This is a genomic window from Streptomyces sp. NPDC003042 (genome assembly GCF_053591315.1).
This window is the reverse complement of record NZ_JBSFTP010000015.1, coordinates 47,793-66,815: the sequence shown is the minus strand read 5'-3', so window position 1 is coordinate 66,815 and position 19,023 is coordinate 47,793. Positions and strand designations below refer to the sequence as shown.

Below are 19,023 nucleotides of genomic sequence, written 5' to 3'. Positions count from 1 at the left end.
TGCCAGATCTTCCCCGAAAGAGGGCCTTCACGCGGGGACTTGGGATGCGCCTACCGGGTGACCCGGAGAGCTGATATGCGGGTCAGTGGACTGTCGGTGCATCACATAATGGGTCAACGGACAGTCGGAGCAGGGGCCGTCGGGCCGCATCGGGCTGCGTCGGGCCGCGCGCGCGGAGTACCCTTCCGTGATCACTGGAGACGGGCGTCCAGACGCAGAAGGCGGTGCACGGGTGAGCTCGGGAGGTCTGGAGCTGCCCCCTGGTGACAGCGGTCACGAGGGTGGCCCGGCGGACGCCCCAGGAGGTGCGCCCGGCGGGATGGCGGCCGGGGCGGTTTCGCTGGCCCCGTCGGCGGCCGGCGAGGCACGCGCCGGGAACGTACGCGCCGGGGCCGAACTGGACTGGAGCCCGGAGGCGTGGAGCGAGGTCCGTACGCGGGCCCAGCGCGCGGGTCGCGCGTACATCTGGCTGAACCTGGTCGAACAGCGGCTGCGGTCGGTGGTCGGCGCGGTCCTGCGGCCCGTCTACGAGCCGGTGCACGGCGGGGACGACTGGGTCGTCGCGGCCGCCGGGCCCGCCGGGCAGGAGTGGGTGCAGCGGGCCGTGGCCGTGCGCGAGGTGAGCCGGCGCAAGGGCTACCTCCTCGACACCGCCGACGACAACGTGCTGAGTTTCCTGACGCTCCCCCAGCTGCGCGAGCTGATGGTCCAGCACTGGCCCTGCTTCGAGCCGTACTTCGACGACCGGCGCGAGATCGAGCTGGCCCTCGACGAGCTGGAGGTCACGCGCAACGTCGTCTCCCGCAACCGGGCCCTCTCGCGGGCGGTGCTGGAGCAGGCGGAGCGCGCCTCGGCGCGGCTGCTGGAGGTGCTCGGCGCGGGCGCGGGCAGCCCGGCGGCGGACCGGCTGCCGATCGACGCCGTCGAGGACCTGGTAGGGGACCGCTACGCCGACGTCATCTCCGTCCACCCGGACCGGGTACGGCTCCAGCGGCAGCTCCCGGCGGAGGACCTGTTCGGCGGCGCCCGGCGGCTGGACGCCATCGGGATAGGCCTCAACCTGCTGGTGCAGAACTTCTCGGGCCGAAGACTCGTCCGGCTCACGGAGTCGGGCTGCCGCGTGCGGCTGCTGTTCCTGAACCCGGCCAGCAGCGCGGTCAAGCGGCGCGAGCGGGAGCTGGGGCTGCGCAAGGGCGAGCTGAGCCGCTCGGTGGAGATGAACATCCTGCACGTGCGCAGGGTGCGGGCGGGGCTGCGCGACGCGTCGCGCTTCGAGATCCACGTCTTCGACGAGACCCCGCGCTTCACCGCCTATCTGGTGGAGGGGGAGTCCTCGGGCATCGCGGTCGTCCAGTCCTACCTGCGGCGGGCCCGCGGCATGGAAGCCCCTGTCCTCGTCCTGCGCGGGGGCGGTCGTGGCGTCCCCAAGGACTCCGACCACGGGCTGTTCACCACGTACCGGGAGGAATTCGAATCGGTGTGGGAGGATTCCCGGCCGGTGTCGTGACATGGGCGGCCCTTGCCGGGGCGCCGCCCCGGCGGCCTGGCTGTCAGTGCCCCGTGGCAGGCTGACAGCGAGTGACCGAAGCAGGACATACGGGGGAGGGGCGCGTCATGGTGGCGTGGCACGGGGGAGCACTGGTCGGATTCGACCTGGAGACGACCGGTACGGAGCCGGGCGAATCCCGGATCGTGACGGCGGCGGTGGTCGAGGTACGGGGCGGCGAGGTGCACCGCCGGCGCGGCTGGCTCGCGGACCCGGGGATACCGATCCCGGAAGAGGCCGCGGCGATCCACGGGATCAGCACGCAGCGGGCCGTCGCCGAGGGTCGCCCGGTGCGGGAGGTCGCGGACGAGATCGCGTCGGCGCTCGTCGGGCACTGGAGGCAGGGCGCGGTGGTGGTGGCGTACAACGCGGCGTTCGACCTGACGCTGCTCACGGCGGAGCTGGCCCGCCACCGACTGCCCTCGCTGGCCGACCGGTTGGACGGGGCCGAGACCGGGCCGGTGGTCGACCCGCTGACCATCGACCGGGCCGTGGACCGCTACCGGCGGGGCAAGCGGACGCTGGAGGCGGTGTGCGGGGTGTACGGAGTCACCCTCGACGACGCGCACGACGCGGGGGCCGACGCGCTGGCCGCGGTACAGGTGGCCCGGGCGATAGCCGTCCGGCACCCGCAGGTGGCCGCCCTCACACCGGCGGACCTGCACGACCGGCAGGGCACCTGGCACGCCCGCTGGGCCCGTGACTTCCAGTCGTACCTGCGCAAGCAGGGCACGCCGGACGCGGTGATCGACACGGCGTGGCCGCTGCGGGGGCTCGTACCGGCCTGACCTCGGAAGGAGAGTCAGGCGTCCCACTGGTCGCTGTACTCGATGTGGATCTCCCGCGCGCCGGCGTCGCCGGAGTCCAGCCGCGCGCAGTAGTGCCCGTGGGGCGACAGGGAACGGCCGTGGCCCGGGCCGTGTTGGGCGATGTCGCGGAAGAGGCCGGCCGTCTCCCGGAACACCTTCGCGCTGCCCGTCATGAACAGCGTCTCGGCGTGGACGCGTTGGTGGAACAGGTCCCGGTTCTCGGCGTGGTACTGGGCCGCGTGGTCGATCTCCGGTTCCGTCGTGGGCGGCAGGACCGTCACCGTCTCGGGCCGGCCCGGGCCGAGGCGAGCCCGTAGTTCCTTCCAGCGGGAGGGCGGGAACTGGAGCGAGTGGTGCAGCAGCACCAGATCCAGCTCCCGCGGACCCCCGCCCCGCGCGGCCGCGCGGCGCAGCGGAAGGTGGATCAGCGAGCGCGGCGACGAGGCGGCCAGCGCCCACAGTCCGGCGATGAGCTGTGCGCCGGCCTGGTCGAGGCAGGCGTTCAGGCCCCAGTCGCCGTCGACGAGAACGGCATGCTCCGGCGGGCGGGCCGGGCGGATGACTCTGAACTCCTGCGGGCCGAGCCGGGGCCGGTGGATCGTGACGGGGATCTTCATGGTCTGTTCGTACTTCCTGCTCAGAAGGCGCGCCAGCGCATTTCCCGGTCGCCCTCGCGCAGGGAGGCTACCCGGCGGCGGAATTCGGCCCGTGCCCCCGGGTCGGCCGGGGCGTGCTGGGAGACCCAGGCGCAGCTCGCCGTTTCGCGGGCGCCGCGCAGGACCGCGCAGCCCTCCCAGTCGCGGACGTCCCAGCCGTACGCCGTCACGAACGCCTCGTACGCGGCGGCGGGCAGGCCGTACCGGTCGCGGGACAGGTCCATCACCACCAGGTCGTGTTCCCGCAGGTCGACCGAGACGGTCTCCAGGTCCACCAGGACCGGCCCGTCCGGGCCCACGTGGACGTTGCGGGGCAGGGCGTCGCCGTGGACGGGGCCCGGCGGCAGGTGCGGGGTGAGCGCGGCCACCTCGTCCGCGTAGGCGTCGCGCCGCGCCCGCAGGTACGCCGCGTCCGCCGGGTCGACGGCCTCACCGGCCAGCCGCAGCCAGCGTTCCACCCCGCCCAGCAGCTCCCGCGCCGGCAGGGCGAACGGCGGAGCCGGCAGCGCGTGGAGCTGCCGCAGCAGCGCCGCGAGGTCCTCCGGGCCCGCCGGGCGGACCGCCGCCGCGAGCCGGTGCCACAGCGTCAGCGGATGCCCGCCCACCAGCCGGGGCTTCGGCTCGGCCGCACGGACCGCCGGGATCCCGGCGTCGGCGAACCAGCCGGCCACGGCCAGTTCCCGTTCGGCCCGCTCCAGGAGCTCCGCTTCCCGGCCCACCTTCACCACCAGGTCGCCGACCGCGAAGACGGCGTTCTCGCCGAAGGCGAGGAGCTCGGCCCGCCCCGTGAGACCGGCCTGCGTCAGTACGTCCCTGGCCCGTGCCTCGTCCATGCCCGCCCTCCGCCCTCCACCGTGTCTCGGCCGTCGCTCGGCCAGCGTGAATCCGCCAAGTCTCGCATCCCGGTGTCCGGTGCCTTGACGCGCCGACAGGGGCTTCGCACGATGGCCGGGGCGGATCAGGATGATCCACCCGCAAGGGGGTGAATCGCCGCGACGCCGGCCGTCTCCGCACGCCGCCGCCCCAATCACGGCGCCTGGTTCCTGGTCCTGCCCGCGCTCATCCCGATCCTGCTACAGCGGTGCGACCGGCCCGGCCGAGCTGGAGAAACACCTGGTGGGGGACGGGAGGCGGGTGCTTGCCCGCTGCCAGAAGTGGGGGGACGGGAGTATTCGAGTGGCACGAGACGTCTCGTCTCGTTATAGTCATGTCATGACCTCAGCCAAGCCCGCGCACATCGCCATGTTCTCGATCGCCGCCGCCGGGCACGTGAACCCGAGCATCGAAGTGATCCGGGAACTCGTCGCCCGGGGCCACCGCGTCAGCTACGCCATCCCCGCCTCCTTCGCCGAGAAGATCGCGGAGACCGGCGCCACCCCGGTGGTCTACACCTCCACCCTCCCCACCGACGAGGACCCCGAGGCCTGGGGCACCGAACTCATCGACAACCTCGAACCCTTCCTGAACGACGCCGTCCAGGTCCTGCCGCAGCTCGCCACCGCCTTCGAGGGCGACGAGCCGGACCTCGTCATCCACGACATCACCGCCTACCCGGCGCCCGTCCTCGCCCACCGCTGGGGCGTCCCCGCCGTCTCCCTCTCCCCGAATCTGGTCGCCTGGGACGGATACGAGGAGGAGGTCGCCGAGCCGATGTTCGCGGAGCTGAAGGCGTCGGAGCGCGGCAAGGCGTACTACGCCAAGTTCGCGGCGTGGCTCGGCGAGAACGGACTCGGCGACCAGGTCGACCGCTTCCAGAGCCGCCCGCGCCGCAGCCTCGTCCTGATCCCCAGGGCGCTCCAGCCCCACGCCGACCGGGTCGACGAGTCCGTCTACACCTTCGTCGGCGCCTGCCAGGGTGACCGCAGCGCCACCCAGGGCAGCTGGCGGCGGCCGGCGTCCGCCGAGGGCAAGAAAGTGCTGCTGGTCTCCCTCGGCTCCACCTTCACCAAGCAGCCCGCCTTCTACCGCGCCTGCCTGGAGGCCTTCGGAGACCTACCCGACTGGCACGTCGTCCTGCAGATCGGCAAGTTCACCGACGAGGCCGAGCTCGGGACGATCCCGTCCAACGCCGAGATCCACCGCTGGGTTCCCCAGCTGGACATCCTGCGCCAGGCCGACGCCTTCATCACCCACGCGGGCGCGGGCGGCAGCCAGGAAGGCCTCGCCACCGGCACCCCGATGGTCGCCGTCCCACAGGCCGTCGACCAGTTCGGCAACGCCGACATGCTGGCCTCGCTCGGCGTGGCCCGGCACGTCCCGATGGAGGAGGCCGACGCCACGACCCTGCGCGAAGCCGTCCTCGCGCTGCTCGCCGATCCCGAGGTCGCGGCCCGCGCCGAAGCCGTCCGCGCTCAGATGGCCACCGAAGGCGGCACCCGGCAGGCGGCCGACCTCATCGAGGCCGAACTGTCGTAGGGGAGTCATAGGGTGCGCCCATGACGAAGAAGCCTGTCAGGAAGACGTACGCGGCCCTGCTGCGCGGCATCAATGTCGGTGGGGCCAAGAAGGTCCCGATGGCGCGGCTGCGCACCGTATTGGAGAGCCTCGGCCACGGCGACGTACAGACGTACCTGCAGAGCGGCAACGCCGTCTTCAGCAGCGAGAAGCCGGACCCGGCCGCACTCGCCCGGGAGCTGGAGGCAGCCATCGAGGCCCACTTCGGCTTCCGGGTGCCGTGCCTGGTCGTGGACGGCGACTACCTGAGCGCCGTCGCGGACGCCTGCCCCTTCCCGGCCGCCGAACTGGAGGGCAAGCAGCTCCACGTGTTCTTCCTGTCCGAGCGGCCGGACCCCGAACGCTTCGCAGCGATCGACCCGGCGGCGTACCTCCCCGAGGAGTACCGGATCGGCGACCGCGTCCTGTACCTCTACGCCCCGAACGGCCTGGGCCGCTCCAAACTGGGCGAGACCCTCGCCAGGCCCGCCGTCTTCAAGGGCCAGGGCGTGACCAGCCGCAACTGGAACACCGTCCGCAAGCTCGTGGAACTCACCCGGACCTGACCCGGGCCCCCGCGCACGGGCCGACCGTCACCCGGGGCGGGCGGTGTGCCAGGCTCTGGGGATGCGTTACATCATCATCGGCGCCGGGGCGATCGGCGCGACCATCGGCGGACGGCTCGCGGAAGCCGGCCGCGACGTCGTCCTCGTCGCGCGCGGCGCGCACGCCGAGGCGCTGCGCGAGAACGGGCTGAGGCTCACGACCGCCGACGGCGAACGGGTGCACCGGCTGCCGGTGGCCGGCGGACCGGCCGAACTCGGCGAACTGCGGCCGGACGACGTACTGCTGCTGACGGTCAAGACCCAGGACGCCATCGCGGCGCTCGACGCGTGGGGAGACGCGGAGGTCGCGGGCGGCGGCACGGCGGCGCAGCGGCTGCCGCTGCTGTGCGCGCAGAACGGCGTGGAGAGCGAACGGCTGGCCCTACGGCGCTTCGCGCGCGTGTACGGGGTGTGCGTATGGCTGCCCGCGACGTTCCTGGAGCCCGGCGTGGTCTCGGCGCTGTGCGCCCCGCTGACCGGAATCCTGCACATGGGCCGGGCGGCCGGGGGCGCGGACCAGCGGATCCGGGCGATCGCGGCCGACCTCGCGGGGGCGGGCTTCGAGGCGCCGGTCGTCGAGGACGTGATGCGGTGGAAGTACGCGAAGCTCCTCGGGAACCTCGGCAACGCGATCCAGGCGACGACCGGCCCCGAACCCGACCCGGCGAAGGCGGCGCTGCTGCTGCGGGCGATCCGTGAGGGCAGGGCCGCCTTCGAGGCGGCGGGCATCGTGTACGCCTCGCAGGCCGAAGAGGCGGCGGCCCGCGACGGCAAGGCCGAGCCGCCGGCCGGGGTCCGGGGCGGATCGTCATGGCAGAGCCTGGCGCGGGGGACGGGGTCGGTGGAGGCCGACTATCTCAACGGGGAGATCTGCCTGCTGGGGCGGCTGCACGCCGTCCCGACCCCGGTGAACGACGTCCTGCGGCACGCCGCCAACATCTTCGCGCGGGAAGGGCTCCCGCCGGGCGCGATGTCGATCGCGGACCTGACGGCCCTGGCCGACGAGGCCGCCGCCCGCGCGTAGCCCCGCGGAGCCGTTGCCGGGGCTCCGCCCCGGATCCCGCGCCTCAACCCCCCAGACTCCGTGCGGGGATACGCCCTGGCGGGGCTGGTTCTGGCTGAGCCGCGCTCGCAACTGGGCAGGGCTGCGGTCTACGCCGTCAGGGCCGGGATCCGGGCCGGGGTGGCGGCGGCGGTGTCGTAGCGGCGCAGCAGGAGGCGGGCCAGTTCCGGGGCCGCGCCCAGGACGTCGGCCACCACGTCCGCGCCCGCGGCTTCGGCGCCGGCGGCGATGCGGTCCGGGAGGCGGCCCGGCGCGATGACGTACGGGGCAACCGCCACCCGGCGCACGCCCTCGGCGCGCAGGGCCCGTACGGCGTCCTCGGTGCGGGGAAAGGCAGCGGAGGCGAACGCAGGCCGCACGGCGCACCAACCGGTGTGCCGCCACTCCCGCGCGATTTCAGCGATCACTGCGATCGCCTCCGGGTCCGATGATCCGGCGGACGCGAGCACCACGCCGGTGGTGGCGCGGTCCGCCGGGGTGAGGCCGGCCTCGGCGAGCCGGCGCTCCAGGGCCGCCACGAGCAGCGGCGACGGGCCGAGGACGTCCGCGACCCGGACCGAGAGGCCGGGCAGGCGGGTCGTGGCCTCCGCCAGCACGGCCGGGATGTCCGCCTTGGCGTGGAAGGCCCGGGTCAGCAGGAGCGGCAGGGCCACGACCTCCCGTACGCCGGACAGGTAGAGCGTGGCGAGGGCCTGCGAGACGGTCGGGGTGTTGAAGTCCAGGAAGGCCGTCTCCACCCGCAGCCCGGGCCGCAGCGCCCGCGCGCGCCCGACCAGGGCGTGCACGGTCGCCGCGTGCCGCGGGTCGCGGCTGCCGTGGGCTATGACCAGAAGTGCGCGGGACATGGGACTCAGCTCTTGGCCATCAGGCCGCGGGTGCGCAGCACCCACCGCTCGACGGGGCTGAAGATCAGGAGGTCGATGGCGATGCCGACGAACAGGATCAGGAGGATCGCGAGGAACACGCCGGGCATGTCGATGTTGTTGCGGCCGTTCTCCAGCAGCTGGCCGAGTCCCAGGCCCAGTTCGGGGGAGCTGGCGATGATCTCGGCGGCCATCAGGGAGCGCCAGGAGAAGGCCCAGCCCTGCTTCAGGCCGGCGAGGTAGCCGGGCAGCGCGGCCGGCATGACCACGTGCCAGGTGCCCCGCAGCCCGGTGGCGCCCATGGTGCGCCCGGCCCGCAGGAAGAGCGGCGGGACCTGGTCGACGCCGGAGACGAGGCCGTTGGCGATGGAGGGGACCGCGCCGAGCAGGATGACGGCGTACATCATCGAGTCGTTCAGGCCGAGCCAGATGACGGCCGGCGGCACCCAGGCCACCGACGGCAGGGACTGCAGTCCGGACAGGATCGGGCCGATGGCGGCGCGGATGAACTTCACGCGGGCGACCAGCAGGCCGAGCGGGGTACCGATGGCCAGGGCTAGCAGGAAGCCGAGCAGACCGCGCGAGACGCTGGTCCAGACGACCTCCAGCAGCGTCCCCTTCAGCCACATGTCGGACAAGCCGCCCCACACGTCGGACGGCGCGGGCAGCTTGGTCGCGTCGGTGACCTTCGCCGAGACGAGGATCTGCCACACCAGGAGCACGAGGCCGACGGCCACGAGCGGGGGCAGGACCTTCTTGACCAGGACCTCGCGGACCGGGGTGCGGTGGGTCTGGACCGCGTCGAGTGCGTCCAGGCCGGCCTCCAGGCCCGCCAGGTCGTCCGTCTTGCCCTTGGCCGCGACCTTCGCGGTGGTGTCAGTGCTGGCCATGGCGGCGGATCTCCCCACGCAGGTGTTCAGTGATCTCAAGGGACAGCTCCGCGACGTCCGCGTCCTCGATGCGGCGCGGCTGCGGGATGCCCACGGTCCATTCCTTCGCGACCCGGCCGGGGCGGGAGGAGAGCAGCACCACGCGCTGGGCGAGGCGGACGGCCTCGCGGACGTTGTGCGTGACGAAGATGACCGACAGCCTCGTCTCCTCCCAGATGCGGGTGAGCTCGCCGTGCAGCACGTCACGTGTGATGGCGTCCAGCGCCGCGAACGGCTCGTCCATCAGCAGCAGCTGGCTGTCCTGCGCCAGGGCGCGGGCCAGGGCGACGCGCTGGCGCATGCCGCCCGACAGCTCGTGCACGCGCTTGCCGTACGCGCCGCCGAGCCGGACCAGGTCCAGCAGCCGTTCGGCCTCCGGCTTGCGGTCGGCCTTGGCGACCCCGCGCAGGCGCAGGGCGAGTTCGATGTTCTTGCCCGCGGTCAGCCACGGGAAGAGGGCGTGCTCCTGGAACATCAGCGCCGGACGGCCGCCCGGGGTCTCGATGGACCCCGCGGACGGCTTGTCCAGGCCGGCGACCAGGTTCAGCAGCGTGGACTTGCCACACCCCGAGGCCCCGAGGAGGGTGACGAACTCGCCGGGAGCGACATCGAGGCTGATGTCGTCCAGGACGAGCTGCGATCCGGCCGGGCCGGAGAAGGACTTCGAGACGTGCTCGATGCGGGCGGCGTGCGGATGCGTCTGCTCCGCGACGGTGCCCTCGGCAGCCTTGGCAAGCGTGGTGGCCATGGTCGTCACCTCCTGGGGTTGCTGGATCACGGGGTTGCTGGAGTGAGGGGGGACTTGGCGCCGAGACCGGCGTCGGAGACCTCGGGCTTGCCCGCGGCCTTCAGGACCTTGTTCAGGAGCGTCAGGTCGTAGATGCCGGCCAGGTCGGGCTCCTTGATGAGCCCTGCCTCGACCGCCCACACGGACTGCGTCTTCAACGTCGAGGCCAGCGGGTCGTCCGTGGCCGCGATGCTCGGCCACGCCGGGTCGATGATCTTCGCTTCGAGCGGCTTGCCGCCGTCGGCCTCCAGCTTCGCGTTCGCGGAGGCCTTCGCCTTGTCCGGGTTGGCGTTGATCCACTCGTTCGTCTTCACGGTGCCGCGCAGTACGGCTTCCACGACGTCCGGGTGCGCCTTGAGGAACTTCTGCGACACGATGATGTTCGTGATCACGAACTTCTTGTCGGGCCACAGGTCGGTCTCGTCGAGGAGCACCTTGCCGCCGTCGGAGACGAGCTTGGAGGCCGTGGGCTCCGGCACCCAGGCGCCGTCGATCGAGCCCTGCTTGAAGGCGTCCGGGGTGACCTTGTTGTCCGTACGGACGACGGAGACGTCACCCTTTCCGGACTCCGGGTCGACCTTCCAGCCCTGCCCGGAGATCCAGTTGAGGAACGCGACGTCCTGCGTGTTCCCCTTCTGCGGGGTGGCGATCTTCTTGCCCTTGACGTCGTCCAGGGTCTTGATCTTGTCCGGGTTCACGACGAGCTTGACGCCGCCGGAGGCGGAACCGGAAATGATCCGCAGGTTGGTGCCCTTGGACTTCACGTAGCCGTTGATCGACGGCGAGGGGCCGATGAAACCGATGTCGAGAGAGCCCCCGTTGAGGGCTTCGATCTCGGACGGACCGGCGTTGAAGGCCTGCGGCTTGACCTTGGTGCCGCCCAGCTCCTTCGCGATCAGGCCTTCCTGGAGGCCGACCAGCGCGGTGGCGTGCGTCAGGTTCGGGAAGTAGCCGATGCGGACCTCGGGAGCGGAGAGCTGCTCGCCGCCCCCGGCGGCGTTGGCCTTGTCAGTCCCGTTGGCGGGCTTTTCGGCCTGGGAGCCGTAGCCGCAGGAGGCGAGAGCGCCGATCAACAGCGGCAGGGCGGCGGCGGCGACAAGGCCGCGGCGAACGGTCTTACGGGGGGAAGGCACGGGAGGGTTTCCTCTCGTGACGCGGTCATCTCATGACGCACGTCTTCGTCGGTGGAGCAAGGGCGGGTACGGCTCGTGGGGGGTGTGGGCGCGTGGGCGAGATGCCGACGGCACTTCGGTCATCACGCACATCGCGCCACCCCTCCCTGGCCGCTGCCGAGGACGCCGCTGCCGATGCGGCCGCCCTCCTTCGCGAAGGTGGAGTAGATGTCGGCAAACATGATCAGAAGTCCCACCCTTCCTCGTCCGCCTGCACGGTGGTCTCCGCCTTGGAGGCGAACGACTCGCCGGCCATGCCCGCCGCGAGGGTGGTTCCGTCGGCCGGGTCGATGAGCAGGAAGGATCCGGTACGGCGCGAGTCGGCGTACGCGTCGAGCGCGAGGGGCTCGGCGGTACGGACGACGACGCGGCCGATGTCGTTGGCGACGAGCTGTCCCGGGTTCGGGTGCTGGGAGAGGTCGTCGAGGGTCAGCCGCGAGGGGATCTCCTTGACGATCGCCTTGACCGTGCGCGTCGTGTGCTTGATCAGCACCCGGGCGCCGACGGCCAGCGGCTGGTCGGCGACGTGGCAGACCGTCGCCTCGACGTCCTGCGTGGTGCCCGGGGCGCTCGTGGACGGCGCGATCAGGTCGCCGCGCGAGATGTCGATGTCGTCCGCCAGGCGCAGGGTCACCGACTGGGGGGCCCAGGCGATGTCGACGCTCTCACCGAGCGCGTCGATCCCGACGATGGTGCTGGTGCGCCCGGAGGGCAGGACGGTGACGGCTTCGCCGACGCGCAGGACGCCGGAGGCGATCTGGCCGGCGTAGCCGCGGTAGTCGGGGTGCGCGGCGGACTGGGGGCGGATCACGTACTGGACGGGGAACCGCGCCGGGCAGGCGGTGAGGTCGTGGCTGACCGGCACCGTCTCCAGGTGCTCCAGCACCGTCGGACCGCCGTACCAGTCCATGTTCGAGGACGGCTCCACCACGTTGTCCCCGGCCAGCGCCGAGATCGGGATCGCGGTGATCTCCGGGACGCCCAGGTCCGAGGCGTACGCGGTGAACTCCTCGGCGATCGCCGCGAAGACGGACTCCTCGTAGCCCACGAGGTCCATCTTGTTGACGGCGAGGACGACGTGGGGGACGCGCAGGAGGGCGGCGACGGCGGCGTGGCGGCGGGTCTGTTCGATGACGCCGTTGCGGGCGTCGACGAGGACGACGGCGAGGTCGGCGGTGGAGGCGCCGGTGACCATGTTGCGGGTGTACTGCACGTGGCCGGGGGTGTCGGCGAGGATGAACCGGCGCCGGGCGGTGGCGAAGTAGCGGTAGGCGACGTCGATGGTGATGCCCTGCTCGCGTTCGGCGCGCAGGCCGTCGGTGAGGAGCGCGAGGTCGGGGGCGTCCTGGCCGCGGCTGAGGGAGACGGCCTCGACGGCTTCCATCTGGTCGGTCAGGACCGACTTGGAGTCGTGCAGGAGGCGTCCGACCAGGGTGGACTTGCCGTCGTCGACGGAACCGGCGGTCGCGAAGCGCAGCAGGGTGGTCGCCGAGAGGTCGGCGAGCTCGAACTGCTCGGTGGTGGTGGTCATTTTAGAAGTACCCTTCGCGCTTGCGGTCTTCCATCGCGGCCTCGGACATCTTGTCGTCGGCGCGGGTCGCGCCCCGCTCGGTGAGGCGGGAGACGGCGATCTCGGCGATGACGGCGTCGAGCGTGGTGGCGTCGGAGTCCACCGCGCCGGTGCAGGACATGTCGCCCACCGTGCGGTAGCGGATCAGCCGCTTCTCGACCCGCTCGGTCTCCTTCGGGCCGCCCCAGTCGCCGGCGGTGAGCCACATGCCGTTGCGGGAGAAGACCTCGCGTTCGTGGGCGAAGTAGATGTCCGGCAGTTCGATGCCCTCGCGGGCGATGTACTGCCACACGTCCAGCTCGGTCCAGTTCGAGAGCGGGAAGACGCGGACGTGCTCGCCGGGGGCGTGGCGGCCGTTGTAGAGCTGCCACAGTTCGGGGCGCTGGCGGCGCGGGTCCCACTGCGAGAACTCGTCACGCAGGGAGAAGACGCGTTCCTTGGCGCGGGCCTTCTCCTCGTCGCGGCGCCCGCCGCCGAAGACGGCGTCGAACCCCCGCTGCTGGATCGCCTCGGTGAGGGGCACGGTCTGGAGCGGGTTGCGGGTCCCGTCCGGGCGCTCGCGGAGCTTGCCCGCGTCGATGTAGTCCTGGACGGACGCCACGTGCAGGCGCAGGCCGTGTTCGGCGACGGTGCGGTCGCGGTACTCCAGCACCTCGGGGAAGTTGTGGCCCGTGTCGACGTGGAGCAGGGTGAAGGGCACCGGCGCCGGCGCGAACGCCTTCAGCGCCAGGTGCAGCATGACGATGGAGTCCTTGCCACCGGAGAAGAGGATCACCGGCTTCTCGAACTCGCCCGCCACCTCCCGGAAGATGTGCACGGCCTCGGATTCGAGGGCGTCGAGGTGCGAGAGCGCGTACGGCGCGTCGGCGTCGGGCTCGATGTGCAGGTGCGCGGCGGTGGTCATGCCAGACCCCTCTCGGTGAGCAGCGCGTGCAGGGCCGAAGCCGACTCCCGCACGGTCTGCGTGTGCGACTCGATCCGCAGGTCCGGGGTTTCCGGTGCCTCGTACGGGTCGTCGACCCCGGTAAGCCCGGAGATCTCGCCCGCCGCCTGCTTGGCGTACAGGCCCTTCACGTCACGTACGGAGCAGACCTCGACCGGGGTGGCCACGTGGACCTCCAGGTACGAGGTCCCCTCGGCGGCGTGCCGCTTGCGCACCGCCTCCCGGCTGTCCGCGAACGGCGCGATGACGGGCACGAGCGCCTTGACGCCGTTGCTCGCCAGCAGCTCGGCGACGAAGCCGATGCGCTGCACGTTGGTGTGCCGGTCCTCGCGGGTGAAACCGAGACCGGCGGAGAGGAACTCACGGATCTCGTCCCCGTCGAGGACCTCCACCCGGTGCCCCTCGGCGCGCAGCCGCTCGGCCAGCGCGTAGGCGATGGTGGTCTTGCCCGCGCTCGGCAGCCCGGTCAGCCACACCGTGGCGCCCTGGTCGCTCACGCTCATCAGCTTCTTCTCCGTCGGTTCTGTGTGATTCGCCATCAGCCGTGTCATCAGCCGTGCAGTCCGCACTCGGTCTTGCCGCGCCCCGCCCAGCGCCCGGCCCGCGCGTCCTCGCCCTGCGCCACACGGCGGGTGCACGGCGCGCAGCCGACCGAGGCGTAGCCGTCCATCAGCAGCGGGTTCGTCAGCACACCGTGCTCGGCGACGTACGCGTCCACGTCCTCCTGGCTCCAGCGCGCGATCGGCGAGACCTTGACCTTGCGCCGCTTCTCGTCCCAGCCGACCACCGGGGTGTTCGCCCGGGTCGGGGACTCGTCACGGCGCAACCCCGTCGCCCACGCGTCGTACCCGGTCAGGCCCTCCTCCAGCGGCCTGACCTTGCGCAGCGCGCAGCACAGGTCCGGATCACGGTCGTGCAGCTTCGGCCCGTACTCGGCGTCCTGCTCCGCCACGCTCTGCCGCGGGGTCAGGGTGATGACGTTGACGTCCATCACCGCCTCGACCGCGTCCCGCGTGCCGATCGTCTCCTCGAAGTGGTAACCCGTGTCCAGGAACACCACGTCCACACCGGGGAAGGCGCGGGAGGCGAGGTGGGCGACGACCGCGTCCTCCATGGAGGAGGTCACGGCGAACTTCTTGCCGAAGGTGTCGGCCGCCCACCGCAGGATGTCCAGCGCGGAGGCGTCCTCCAGGTCCCGGCCCGCCCGCTCGGCCACGTCTTTGAGGCGGTGAGTCTCCTGAGCAGTCGTCATGTCTCTTCCCCTCCAGTGGTGTTGGACTGAAGTCCGCGGGCCAGCAGCCCGAGGTACTTCAACTGGAAGGCTCGATTGCAGGCCCTGCATTCCCAGGCGCCGTGGCCCTGCTCGTTGGGGAACAGGTCCTCGTCGCCGCAGTACGGGCAGTAGAACGGTGCGGCGCGCTCGCTCATGAGAGGCTCTCGTCGCTGGCACGGGTCACCCAGGCGGCGAAGCGCTCGCCGTCCTCGCGCTGCTCCTGGAAGCGCGTGACGACCCGCTCGACGTAGTCGGGCAGACCGGCCGAGGTGACCTTGAGGCCGCGGACCTTGCGGCCGAAGCCGGCCTCCAGGCCGAGGGCGCCGCCCAGGTGGACCTGGTAGCCCTCCACCTGGTTGCCGTCGTCGTCCAGGACCAGCTGACCCTTGAGACCGATGTCCGCCACCTGGATACGGGCGCAGGCGTTCGGGCAGCCGTTGATGTTGATGGTGAGCGGCTCGGCGAACTCGGGCAGGCGGCGCTCCAGCTCGTCGATCAGCGAGGCGCCGCGCGCCTTCGTCTCGACGATGGCCAGCTTGCAGAACTCGATGCCGGTGCAGGCCATCGTGCCGCGCCGGAACGGGGACGGCTTGACCCGCAGGTCCAGCGCCTCCAGGGCGGAGACGACCGAGTCCACCTGGTCCGCCTCGATGTCGAGCACGATCATCTTCTGCTCGGCGGTGGTGCGCAGGCGGCCGGAGCCGTGCCGCTCGGCGACATCGGCGATCTTGGTGAGGGTGGCACCGTCCACGCGGCCGACCCGGGGCGCGAAGCCGACGTAGAAGCGGCCGTCCTGCTGCTGGTGGACGCCGACGTGGTCGCGCCACTGGCCGCTGGGCTGCTCGGGCGCGGGGCCGTCGGTGAGCCCCCGCTCCAGGTACTCGTCCTCCAGGACCTGGCGGAACTTGGCCGGGCCCCAGTCCGCGACGAGGAACTTCAGGCGGGCGCGGGTGCGCAGGCGGCGGTAGCCGTAGTCACGGAAGATCGAGATGACGCCCTCGTAGACGTCCGGGACCTCGTCCAGCGAGACCCAGGTGCCCAGGCGTACGCCCAGCTTGGGGTTGGTGGAGAGACCGCCGCCGACCCACACGTCGAAGCCGGGGCCGTGCTCGGGGTGGTTGACGCCCACGAACGCGATGTCGTTGATCTCGTGCGCGACGTCGAGCAGCGGCGAGCCGGAGATCGCGGACTTGAACTTGCGGGGCAGGTTCGAGAAGTCCGGGTTGCCGACGATGCGGCGGTAGATCTCGTCGATGGCGGGGGTGCCGTCGATGATCTCGTCCCGGGCGATGCCGGCGACGGGCGAACCGAGGATGACGCGGGGCGTGTCACCGCAGGCCTCGGTGGTGGACAGGCCGACGGCCTCCAGGCGGCGCCAGATCTCCGGGACGTCCTCGATCCGGATCCAGTGGTACTGCACGTTCTGGCGGTCGGTCAGGTCGGCGGTGCCGCGGGCGAACTCCTCGGAGATCTCGCCGATGACGCGCAGCTGGTCGGTGGTCAGCCGGCCGCCGTCGATGCGCACGCGCAGCATGAAGTACTTGTCGTCCAGCTCCTCCGGCTCCAGGATCGCGGTCTTGCCGCCGTCGATCCCGGGCTTGCGCTGGGTGTAGAGACCCCACCAGCGCATCCGGCCGCGCAGGTCGTTGGGGTCGATCGAGTCGAAGCCCGTCTTGGAGTAGATCGTCTCAATGCGTGTCCGCACATTGAGACCGTCGTCGTCCTTTTTGAACTGCTCGTTGCCGTTGAGGGGCGTGTGGTGTCCGACGGCCCACTGACCCTCACCGCGGTGACGGCCGGTCTTGCGGCGCGCGGCGGCTGCGGGGGCGGCTGCGGGCGTTTCGGGGGAGGCGGCCATGGCGGATACGTCCTTCTTCGGCGGCGGCTCAATGCGGGGCAGGGGGGAGTGGCGGCGTGACCCCTGGACGTGAGCAGGTGCGGCTGAATGCCGCCCCGTGCCGGGTTTGCCGGCAGGCAGGGGCGGTCTTCGCCTTCAGGGGGCTTGCGGGGGATCGACGTGTCCGCGCCAGCGGGGACGGCGTCGATGTGCGGCGGTGGCTGGTTCCGTCAGCGCGCCGGACAGATGGCGCTGGACATGCGGCCGAGGTCGACGTGCCGCCGACTCACCAAGGCAATTCCAGCTCCATTCATGGCGGAAGCGTGTCATGCACCGATTGGAGGAGTCCACTAGTGTCCAGAATGCGGACGAACTCGTCTCGGATCTTGGGATGGCGTGATCGGGGTCACGTCATACGGCGCCTGCCCACGCAGCCTTGGGGTGCCTACGCGCCGGGCCAGGGGCCGGGGGTGGCGGCGTCCTGCTTCTCCTCGGTCTCCGTGCGGAAGACCTTGAAACCGCGGCGCAGGTAGTTGTCCATGGCCGTCGGGCCGTCCTGGCTGCAGGTGTGGAGCCAGACCCTGCGGGTGGGCTCGCGCTCCGGCCAGCGGGACGCCAGGTCCCAGGCGCGGGCGATGCCGACCGACAGGAGGTGTCCGCCGATGCGGCGGCCCCGGAAGCCGGGGAGCAGCCCGAAGTAGACGATCTCCACCGCACCGTCCGGCTGCGGATCGAACTCGACGTAACCGGCCGGGGTGCCCCGGTCGTACGCGACCCAGGTCTCCACGCCCGGCCGGCCCAGCTGCTCCATCCACTGGGCGCGGGTCAGCGAGAGCCGGTCCGTCCAGTGGATGTCCCCGCCCACGGAGGCGTAGAGGAACCGGCTGAACTCCGGCGAGGGGACCTCCGCGCGCTCGACGCGGATCTCGGGGCCCGGGACGGTCGCCGGGACCAGGTCCTCGGGCGAGGTCATTTCCAGGGACCAGGTGGTGAGGATGAAGGTGCTCATGGGTTTCAGGGAATCACGCCGGGTCCCGTGCGGCCCAGGCGGGCCCGGACGACCGCCGGGGCGGTGGAGTGGGGGAGCAGCCGCGCCGGGTCCTGCGGCCGGATGAGCTCGACCTCGACGTCCTCCGCGAAGCGGTAGGGGCGGTGGGCCAGTACCCCGGCAAGGTGTCGTCGTACACGTGACATTTCAGCGCGCACTGTCACCGTGCGCGTCGGATCCCCGAAGAGTTCCGCGGCGAGCTCGGCCGCCGAGCGGCCGCCCGGGGTCTCCGCCAGCAGGAACAGCAGCTCCGCGTGGCGCGGGCTCAGCTCCTGCGACCAGCTGCCCGCCGCCCCGTACACCGTCGCCGACCAGGCGCGCGGGCGGCTCAGGTCCAGCACCACCCGGCTCACGGGCGCGGCGGCGCCGGACGATTCCGCGACGCGCAGGAGCCAGCCGCCGGGCAGGGGCTCCACCACGCAGTCGCCCAGCTGCGGGATCCACAGCCGCCCGGGACCGAGCGTCTTCGGCAGCGGGACGCGCTCGGCGGGTGCCAGCCCCGTCACCGCGGCCGTCCAGCCCTGCGGGTCCACCGCCAGCGCTCTCGCCCGTCCCGGCAGCCGGGCCAGCAGCGGGGCCGCCACCGTCCGCAGCCGCTCCAGGGACTCCAGGTGGCGGATCCGCAGCTCCCGTTCCGCGAGGCGGGCCACGGAGCTGACCCACGCCAGGGTCGCCGGGTGCATGGTGGCCAACGGCCCGCTGACGTCGACCACGCCCAGCAACTGCCCGTCCCGGGGATCGCGTACGGGGGCTCCCGCACAGGTCCAGTCGTGGTGGCTGGAGACGAAGTGCTCCGCCGAGAACACCTGGACGGGTCGCCGGGCCACCAGGGCGGTGCCGACCCCGTTCGTGCCCACCACGGCCTCGGCCCAGTCGGCGCCCACCGCGAAACCCAGCCGGTCCGCCTTGCGCAGGATCGAGGTGTGCCCCTCCCGCCACAGCAGCCGCCCGTCCGCGTCGGCGACGACCATGATGTGCAGGGCCTCGTCCAGCGAGGGCAGCAGCCCCTCCCGCAGCACCGGCAGCAGCTCCCGCAGCGGCGAGACCTGCCGCCGCTCCTCGGTCTCGGCGGCGGACAGCATCCGCGAGCGGGCGTCCCGGTCGGGGTGGACCCCGCCGGCCATCATCCGGCGCCAGGACTCGGCGATCTCCGGGCGCGGCGCCGCCGGAGGGCGCTGCCCTGCCAGCGCGGCCGCCCGTACGCCCTTCAGCAGGCGCGCGGCCTCCCGCGCGTCCATGGCCGAGATGCGCGCCACATCGACGGCGCCGCCTGCGGTGTAGGCCACCGGAACCTCCCCGTGCTGATCAGGACGTACTGCGCTAGCCGCCCGCGATCGCGCACGTCCCCTTCCCCGGGCACGTGCGGCGGGCACCTTCGAACCTGAAGGGTTGCAACGGTACGCAACTCTCGCCAATCGCCGGTCACCCGACCGAAACTATCGGCACGCCGCCGAGCGGCGTGACAGCTCCTCCTCGGGGCTTCTCGGAT

The 19,023-nt window shown here is 72.0% G+C and carries 19 protein-coding genes and 1 pseudogene; 5 read left to right on the top strand and 15 right to left on the bottom strand.

Translation table 11 applies throughout. The features are described 5' to 3' along the window. Positions 1 to 232: 232 nt before the first annotated feature. On the top strand, positions 233 to 1,507 hold the full coding sequence (locus tag ACWDYJ_RS11410; protein ID WP_451565273.1) for an SAV2148 family HEPN domain-containing protein: 1,275 nt from the start codon (positions 233 to 235) through the stop codon (positions 1,505 to 1,507). A 110-nt stretch (positions 1,508 to 1,617) separates the two neighbouring features. Beyond that, a complete protein-coding gene (locus ACWDYJ_RS11405; RefSeq protein WP_451565314.1) occupies positions 1,618 to 2,334 on the top strand; it encodes an exonuclease domain-containing protein in 717 nt (238 codons plus the stop codon). A gap of 14 nt (positions 2,335 to 2,348) precedes the next feature. Here ACWDYJ_RS11405 and ACWDYJ_RS11400 read toward each other — a convergent pair whose 3' ends face one another. Continuing rightward, positions 2,349 to 2,972 (bottom strand): hypothetical protein, encoded by a 624-nt coding sequence (locus tag ACWDYJ_RS11400; protein WP_451565272.1) that lies wholly within the window; start codon positions 2,970 to 2,972, stop codon positions 2,349 to 2,351. Between the two features lie 20 nt (positions 2,973 to 2,992). Further along, on the bottom strand, positions 2,993 to 3,844 hold the full coding sequence (locus tag ACWDYJ_RS11395) for a phosphotransferase enzyme family protein (RefSeq protein WP_451565271.1): 852 nt from the start codon (positions 3,842 to 3,844) through the stop codon (positions 2,993 to 2,995). 305 nt (positions 3,845 to 4,149) lie between these two features. Here ACWDYJ_RS11395 and mgt point away from each other — a divergent pair. From mgt to ACWDYJ_RS11380, 3 genes and pseudogenes are all read left to right on the top strand, one after another. After that, positions 4,150 to 5,426, top strand: a pseudogene (gene mgt / locus ACWDYJ_RS11390) (macrolide-inactivating glycosyltransferase). A 20-nt stretch (positions 5,427 to 5,446) separates the two neighbouring features. Beyond that, positions 5,447 to 6,010, top strand: coding sequence for a DUF1697 domain-containing protein (locus ACWDYJ_RS11385; protein ID WP_451565270.1), 564 nt, complete (start codon positions 5,447 to 5,449; stop codon positions 6,008 to 6,010). A 61-nt stretch (positions 6,011 to 6,071) separates the two neighbouring features. Then, the gene (locus ACWDYJ_RS11380; protein WP_451565269.1) at positions 6,072 to 7,073 is read left to right on the top strand and encodes a ketopantoate reductase family protein; all 1,002 of its coding nucleotides are present in this window, start codon (positions 6,072 to 6,074) and stop codon (positions 7,071 to 7,073) included. A 128-nt stretch (positions 7,074 to 7,201) separates the two neighbouring features. On the opposite strand, the gene ACWDYJ_RS11375 is transcribed toward ACWDYJ_RS11380, so the two are convergent. From ACWDYJ_RS11375 to ACWDYJ_RS11315, 13 genes are all read right to left on the bottom strand, one after another. Beyond that, entirely contained in the window at positions 7,202 to 7,957 is a 756-nt protein-coding gene (locus tag ACWDYJ_RS11375; protein ID WP_451565268.1) for a sirohydrochlorin chelatase, read from the bottom strand. 5 nt (positions 7,958 to 7,962) lie between these two features. Further along, complete coding sequence (locus tag ACWDYJ_RS11370; protein WP_451565267.1) at positions 7,963 to 8,865, bottom strand: ABC transporter permease; 903 nt, start codon at positions 8,863 to 8,865, stop codon at positions 7,963 to 7,965. After that, positions 8,852 to 9,652, bottom strand: a complete 801-nt coding sequence (locus tag ACWDYJ_RS11365) for an ABC transporter ATP-binding protein (protein WP_451565266.1) — start codon at positions 9,650 to 9,652, stop codon at positions 8,852 to 8,854. Before ACWDYJ_RS11365 ends, ACWDYJ_RS11370 begins: the two co-directional genes overlap by 14 nt. Before the next feature lie 26 nt (positions 9,653 to 9,678). Then, positions 9,679 to 10,824 (bottom strand): ABC transporter substrate-binding protein, encoded by a 1,146-nt coding sequence (locus tag ACWDYJ_RS11360; protein WP_451565265.1) that lies wholly within the window; start codon positions 10,822 to 10,824, stop codon positions 9,679 to 9,681. 223 nt (positions 10,825 to 11,047) lie between these two features. Next, entirely contained in the window at positions 11,048 to 12,394 is a 1,347-nt protein-coding gene (locus tag ACWDYJ_RS11355; protein WP_451565264.1) for a sulfate adenylyltransferase subunit 1, read from the bottom strand. A 1-nt stretch (position 12,395) separates the two neighbouring features. Further along, on the bottom strand, positions 12,396 to 13,337 hold the full coding sequence (gene cysD, locus ACWDYJ_RS11350) for a sulfate adenylyltransferase subunit CysD (RefSeq protein ID WP_451565263.1): 942 nt from the start codon (positions 13,335 to 13,337) through the stop codon (positions 12,396 to 12,398). Continuing rightward, positions 13,334 to 13,879 (bottom strand): adenylyl-sulfate kinase, encoded by a 546-nt coding sequence (cysC, locus tag ACWDYJ_RS11345; RefSeq protein WP_451565313.1) that lies wholly within the window; start codon positions 13,877 to 13,879, stop codon positions 13,334 to 13,336. Before cysC ends, cysD begins: the two co-directional genes overlap by 4 nt. Before the next feature lie 47 nt (positions 13,880 to 13,926). Further along, complete coding sequence (locus ACWDYJ_RS11340) at positions 13,927 to 14,628, bottom strand: phosphoadenylyl-sulfate reductase (RefSeq protein ID WP_451565262.1); 702 nt, start codon at positions 14,626 to 14,628, stop codon at positions 13,927 to 13,929. Beyond that, the gene (locus ACWDYJ_RS11335; RefSeq protein ID WP_451565261.1) at positions 14,625 to 14,804 is read right to left on the bottom strand and encodes a hypothetical protein; all 180 of its coding nucleotides are present in this window, start codon (positions 14,802 to 14,804) and stop codon (positions 14,625 to 14,627) included. Before ACWDYJ_RS11335 ends, ACWDYJ_RS11340 begins: the two co-directional genes overlap by 4 nt. Further along, a complete protein-coding gene (locus ACWDYJ_RS11330; RefSeq protein WP_451565260.1) occupies positions 14,801 to 16,507 on the bottom strand; it encodes a nitrite/sulfite reductase in 1,707 nt (568 codons plus the stop codon). The genes ACWDYJ_RS11335 and ACWDYJ_RS11330 overlap by 4 nt, the downstream gene beginning before the upstream one ends. A 209-nt stretch (positions 16,508 to 16,716) precedes the next feature. Then, on the bottom strand, positions 16,717 to 16,800 hold the full coding sequence (locus ACWDYJ_RS11325; protein WP_312847410.1) for a putative leader peptide: 84 nt from the start codon (positions 16,798 to 16,800) through the stop codon (positions 16,717 to 16,719). Between the two features lie 131 nt (positions 16,801 to 16,931). Then, entirely contained in the window at positions 16,932 to 17,495 is a 564-nt protein-coding gene (locus ACWDYJ_RS11320; protein ID WP_451565259.1) for a GNAT family N-acetyltransferase, read from the bottom strand. A 5-nt stretch (positions 17,496 to 17,500) separates the two neighbouring features. After that, a complete protein-coding gene (locus ACWDYJ_RS11315; RefSeq protein WP_451565312.1) occupies positions 17,501 to 18,772 on the bottom strand; it encodes a GAF domain-containing protein in 1,272 nt (423 codons plus the stop codon). Positions 18,773 to 19,023: the final 251 nt, after the last annotated feature.

Excerpts from the sequence above, each read along its gene's own strand:
- ACWDYJ_RS11400 (WP_451565272.1), bottom strand. The coding sequence starts at position 2,972 with ATGAAGATCCCCGTCACGATCCACCGGCCCCGGCTCGGCCCGCAGGAG.
- ACWDYJ_RS11395 (WP_451565271.1), bottom strand. The coding sequence starts at position 3,844 with ATGGACGAGGCACGGGCCAGGGACGTACTGACGCAGGCCGGTCTCACG.
- ACWDYJ_RS11385 (WP_451565270.1), top strand. The coding sequence starts at position 5,447 with ATGACGAAGAAGCCTGTCAGGAAGACGTACGCGGCCCTGCTGCGCGGC.
- ACWDYJ_RS11380 (WP_451565269.1), top strand. The coding sequence starts at position 6,072 with ATGCGTTACATCATCATCGGCGCCGGGGCGATCGGCGCGACCATCGGC.
- ACWDYJ_RS11375 (WP_451565268.1), bottom strand. The coding sequence starts at position 7,957 with ATGTCCCGCGCACTTCTGGTCATAGCCCACGGCAGCCGCGACCCGCGG.
- ACWDYJ_RS11370 (WP_451565267.1), bottom strand. The coding sequence starts at position 8,865 with ATGGCCAGCACTGACACCACCGCGAAGGTCGCGGCCAAGGGCAAGACG.
- ACWDYJ_RS11365 (WP_451565266.1), bottom strand. The coding sequence starts at position 9,652 with ATGGCCACCACGCTTGCCAAGGCTGCCGAGGGCACCGTCGCGGAGCAG.
- ACWDYJ_RS11355 (WP_451565264.1), bottom strand. The coding sequence starts at position 12,394 with ATGACCACCACCACCGAGCAGTTCGAGCTCGCCGACCTCTCGGCGACC.
- cysD (WP_451565263.1), bottom strand. The coding sequence starts at position 13,337 with ATGACCACCGCCGCGCACCTGCACATCGAGCCCGACGCCGACGCGCCG.
- cysC (WP_451565313.1), bottom strand. The coding sequence starts at position 13,879 with ATGAGCGTGAGCGACCAGGGCGCCACGGTGTGGCTGACCGGGCTGCCG.
- ACWDYJ_RS11340 (WP_451565262.1), bottom strand. The coding sequence starts at position 14,628 with ATGACGACTGCTCAGGAGACTCACCGCCTCAAAGACGTGGCCGAGCGG.
- ACWDYJ_RS11335 (WP_451565261.1), bottom strand. The coding sequence starts at position 14,804 with ATGAGCGAGCGCGCCGCACCGTTCTACTGCCCGTACTGCGGCGACGAG.
- ACWDYJ_RS11330 (WP_451565260.1), bottom strand. The coding sequence starts at position 16,507 with ATGGCCGCCTCCCCCGAAACGCCCGCAGCCGCCCCCGCAGCCGCCGCG.
- ACWDYJ_RS11325 (WP_312847410.1), bottom strand. The coding sequence starts at position 16,800 with ATGAATGGAGCTGGAATTGCCTTGGTGAGTCGGCGGCACGTCGACCTC.
- ACWDYJ_RS11320 (WP_451565259.1), bottom strand. The coding sequence starts at position 17,495 with ATGAGCACCTTCATCCTCACCACCTGGTCCCTGGAAATGACCTCGCCC.
- ACWDYJ_RS11315 (WP_451565312.1), bottom strand. The coding sequence starts at position 18,772 with ATGGACGCGCGGGAGGCCGCGCGCCTGCTGAAGGGCGTACGGGCGGCC.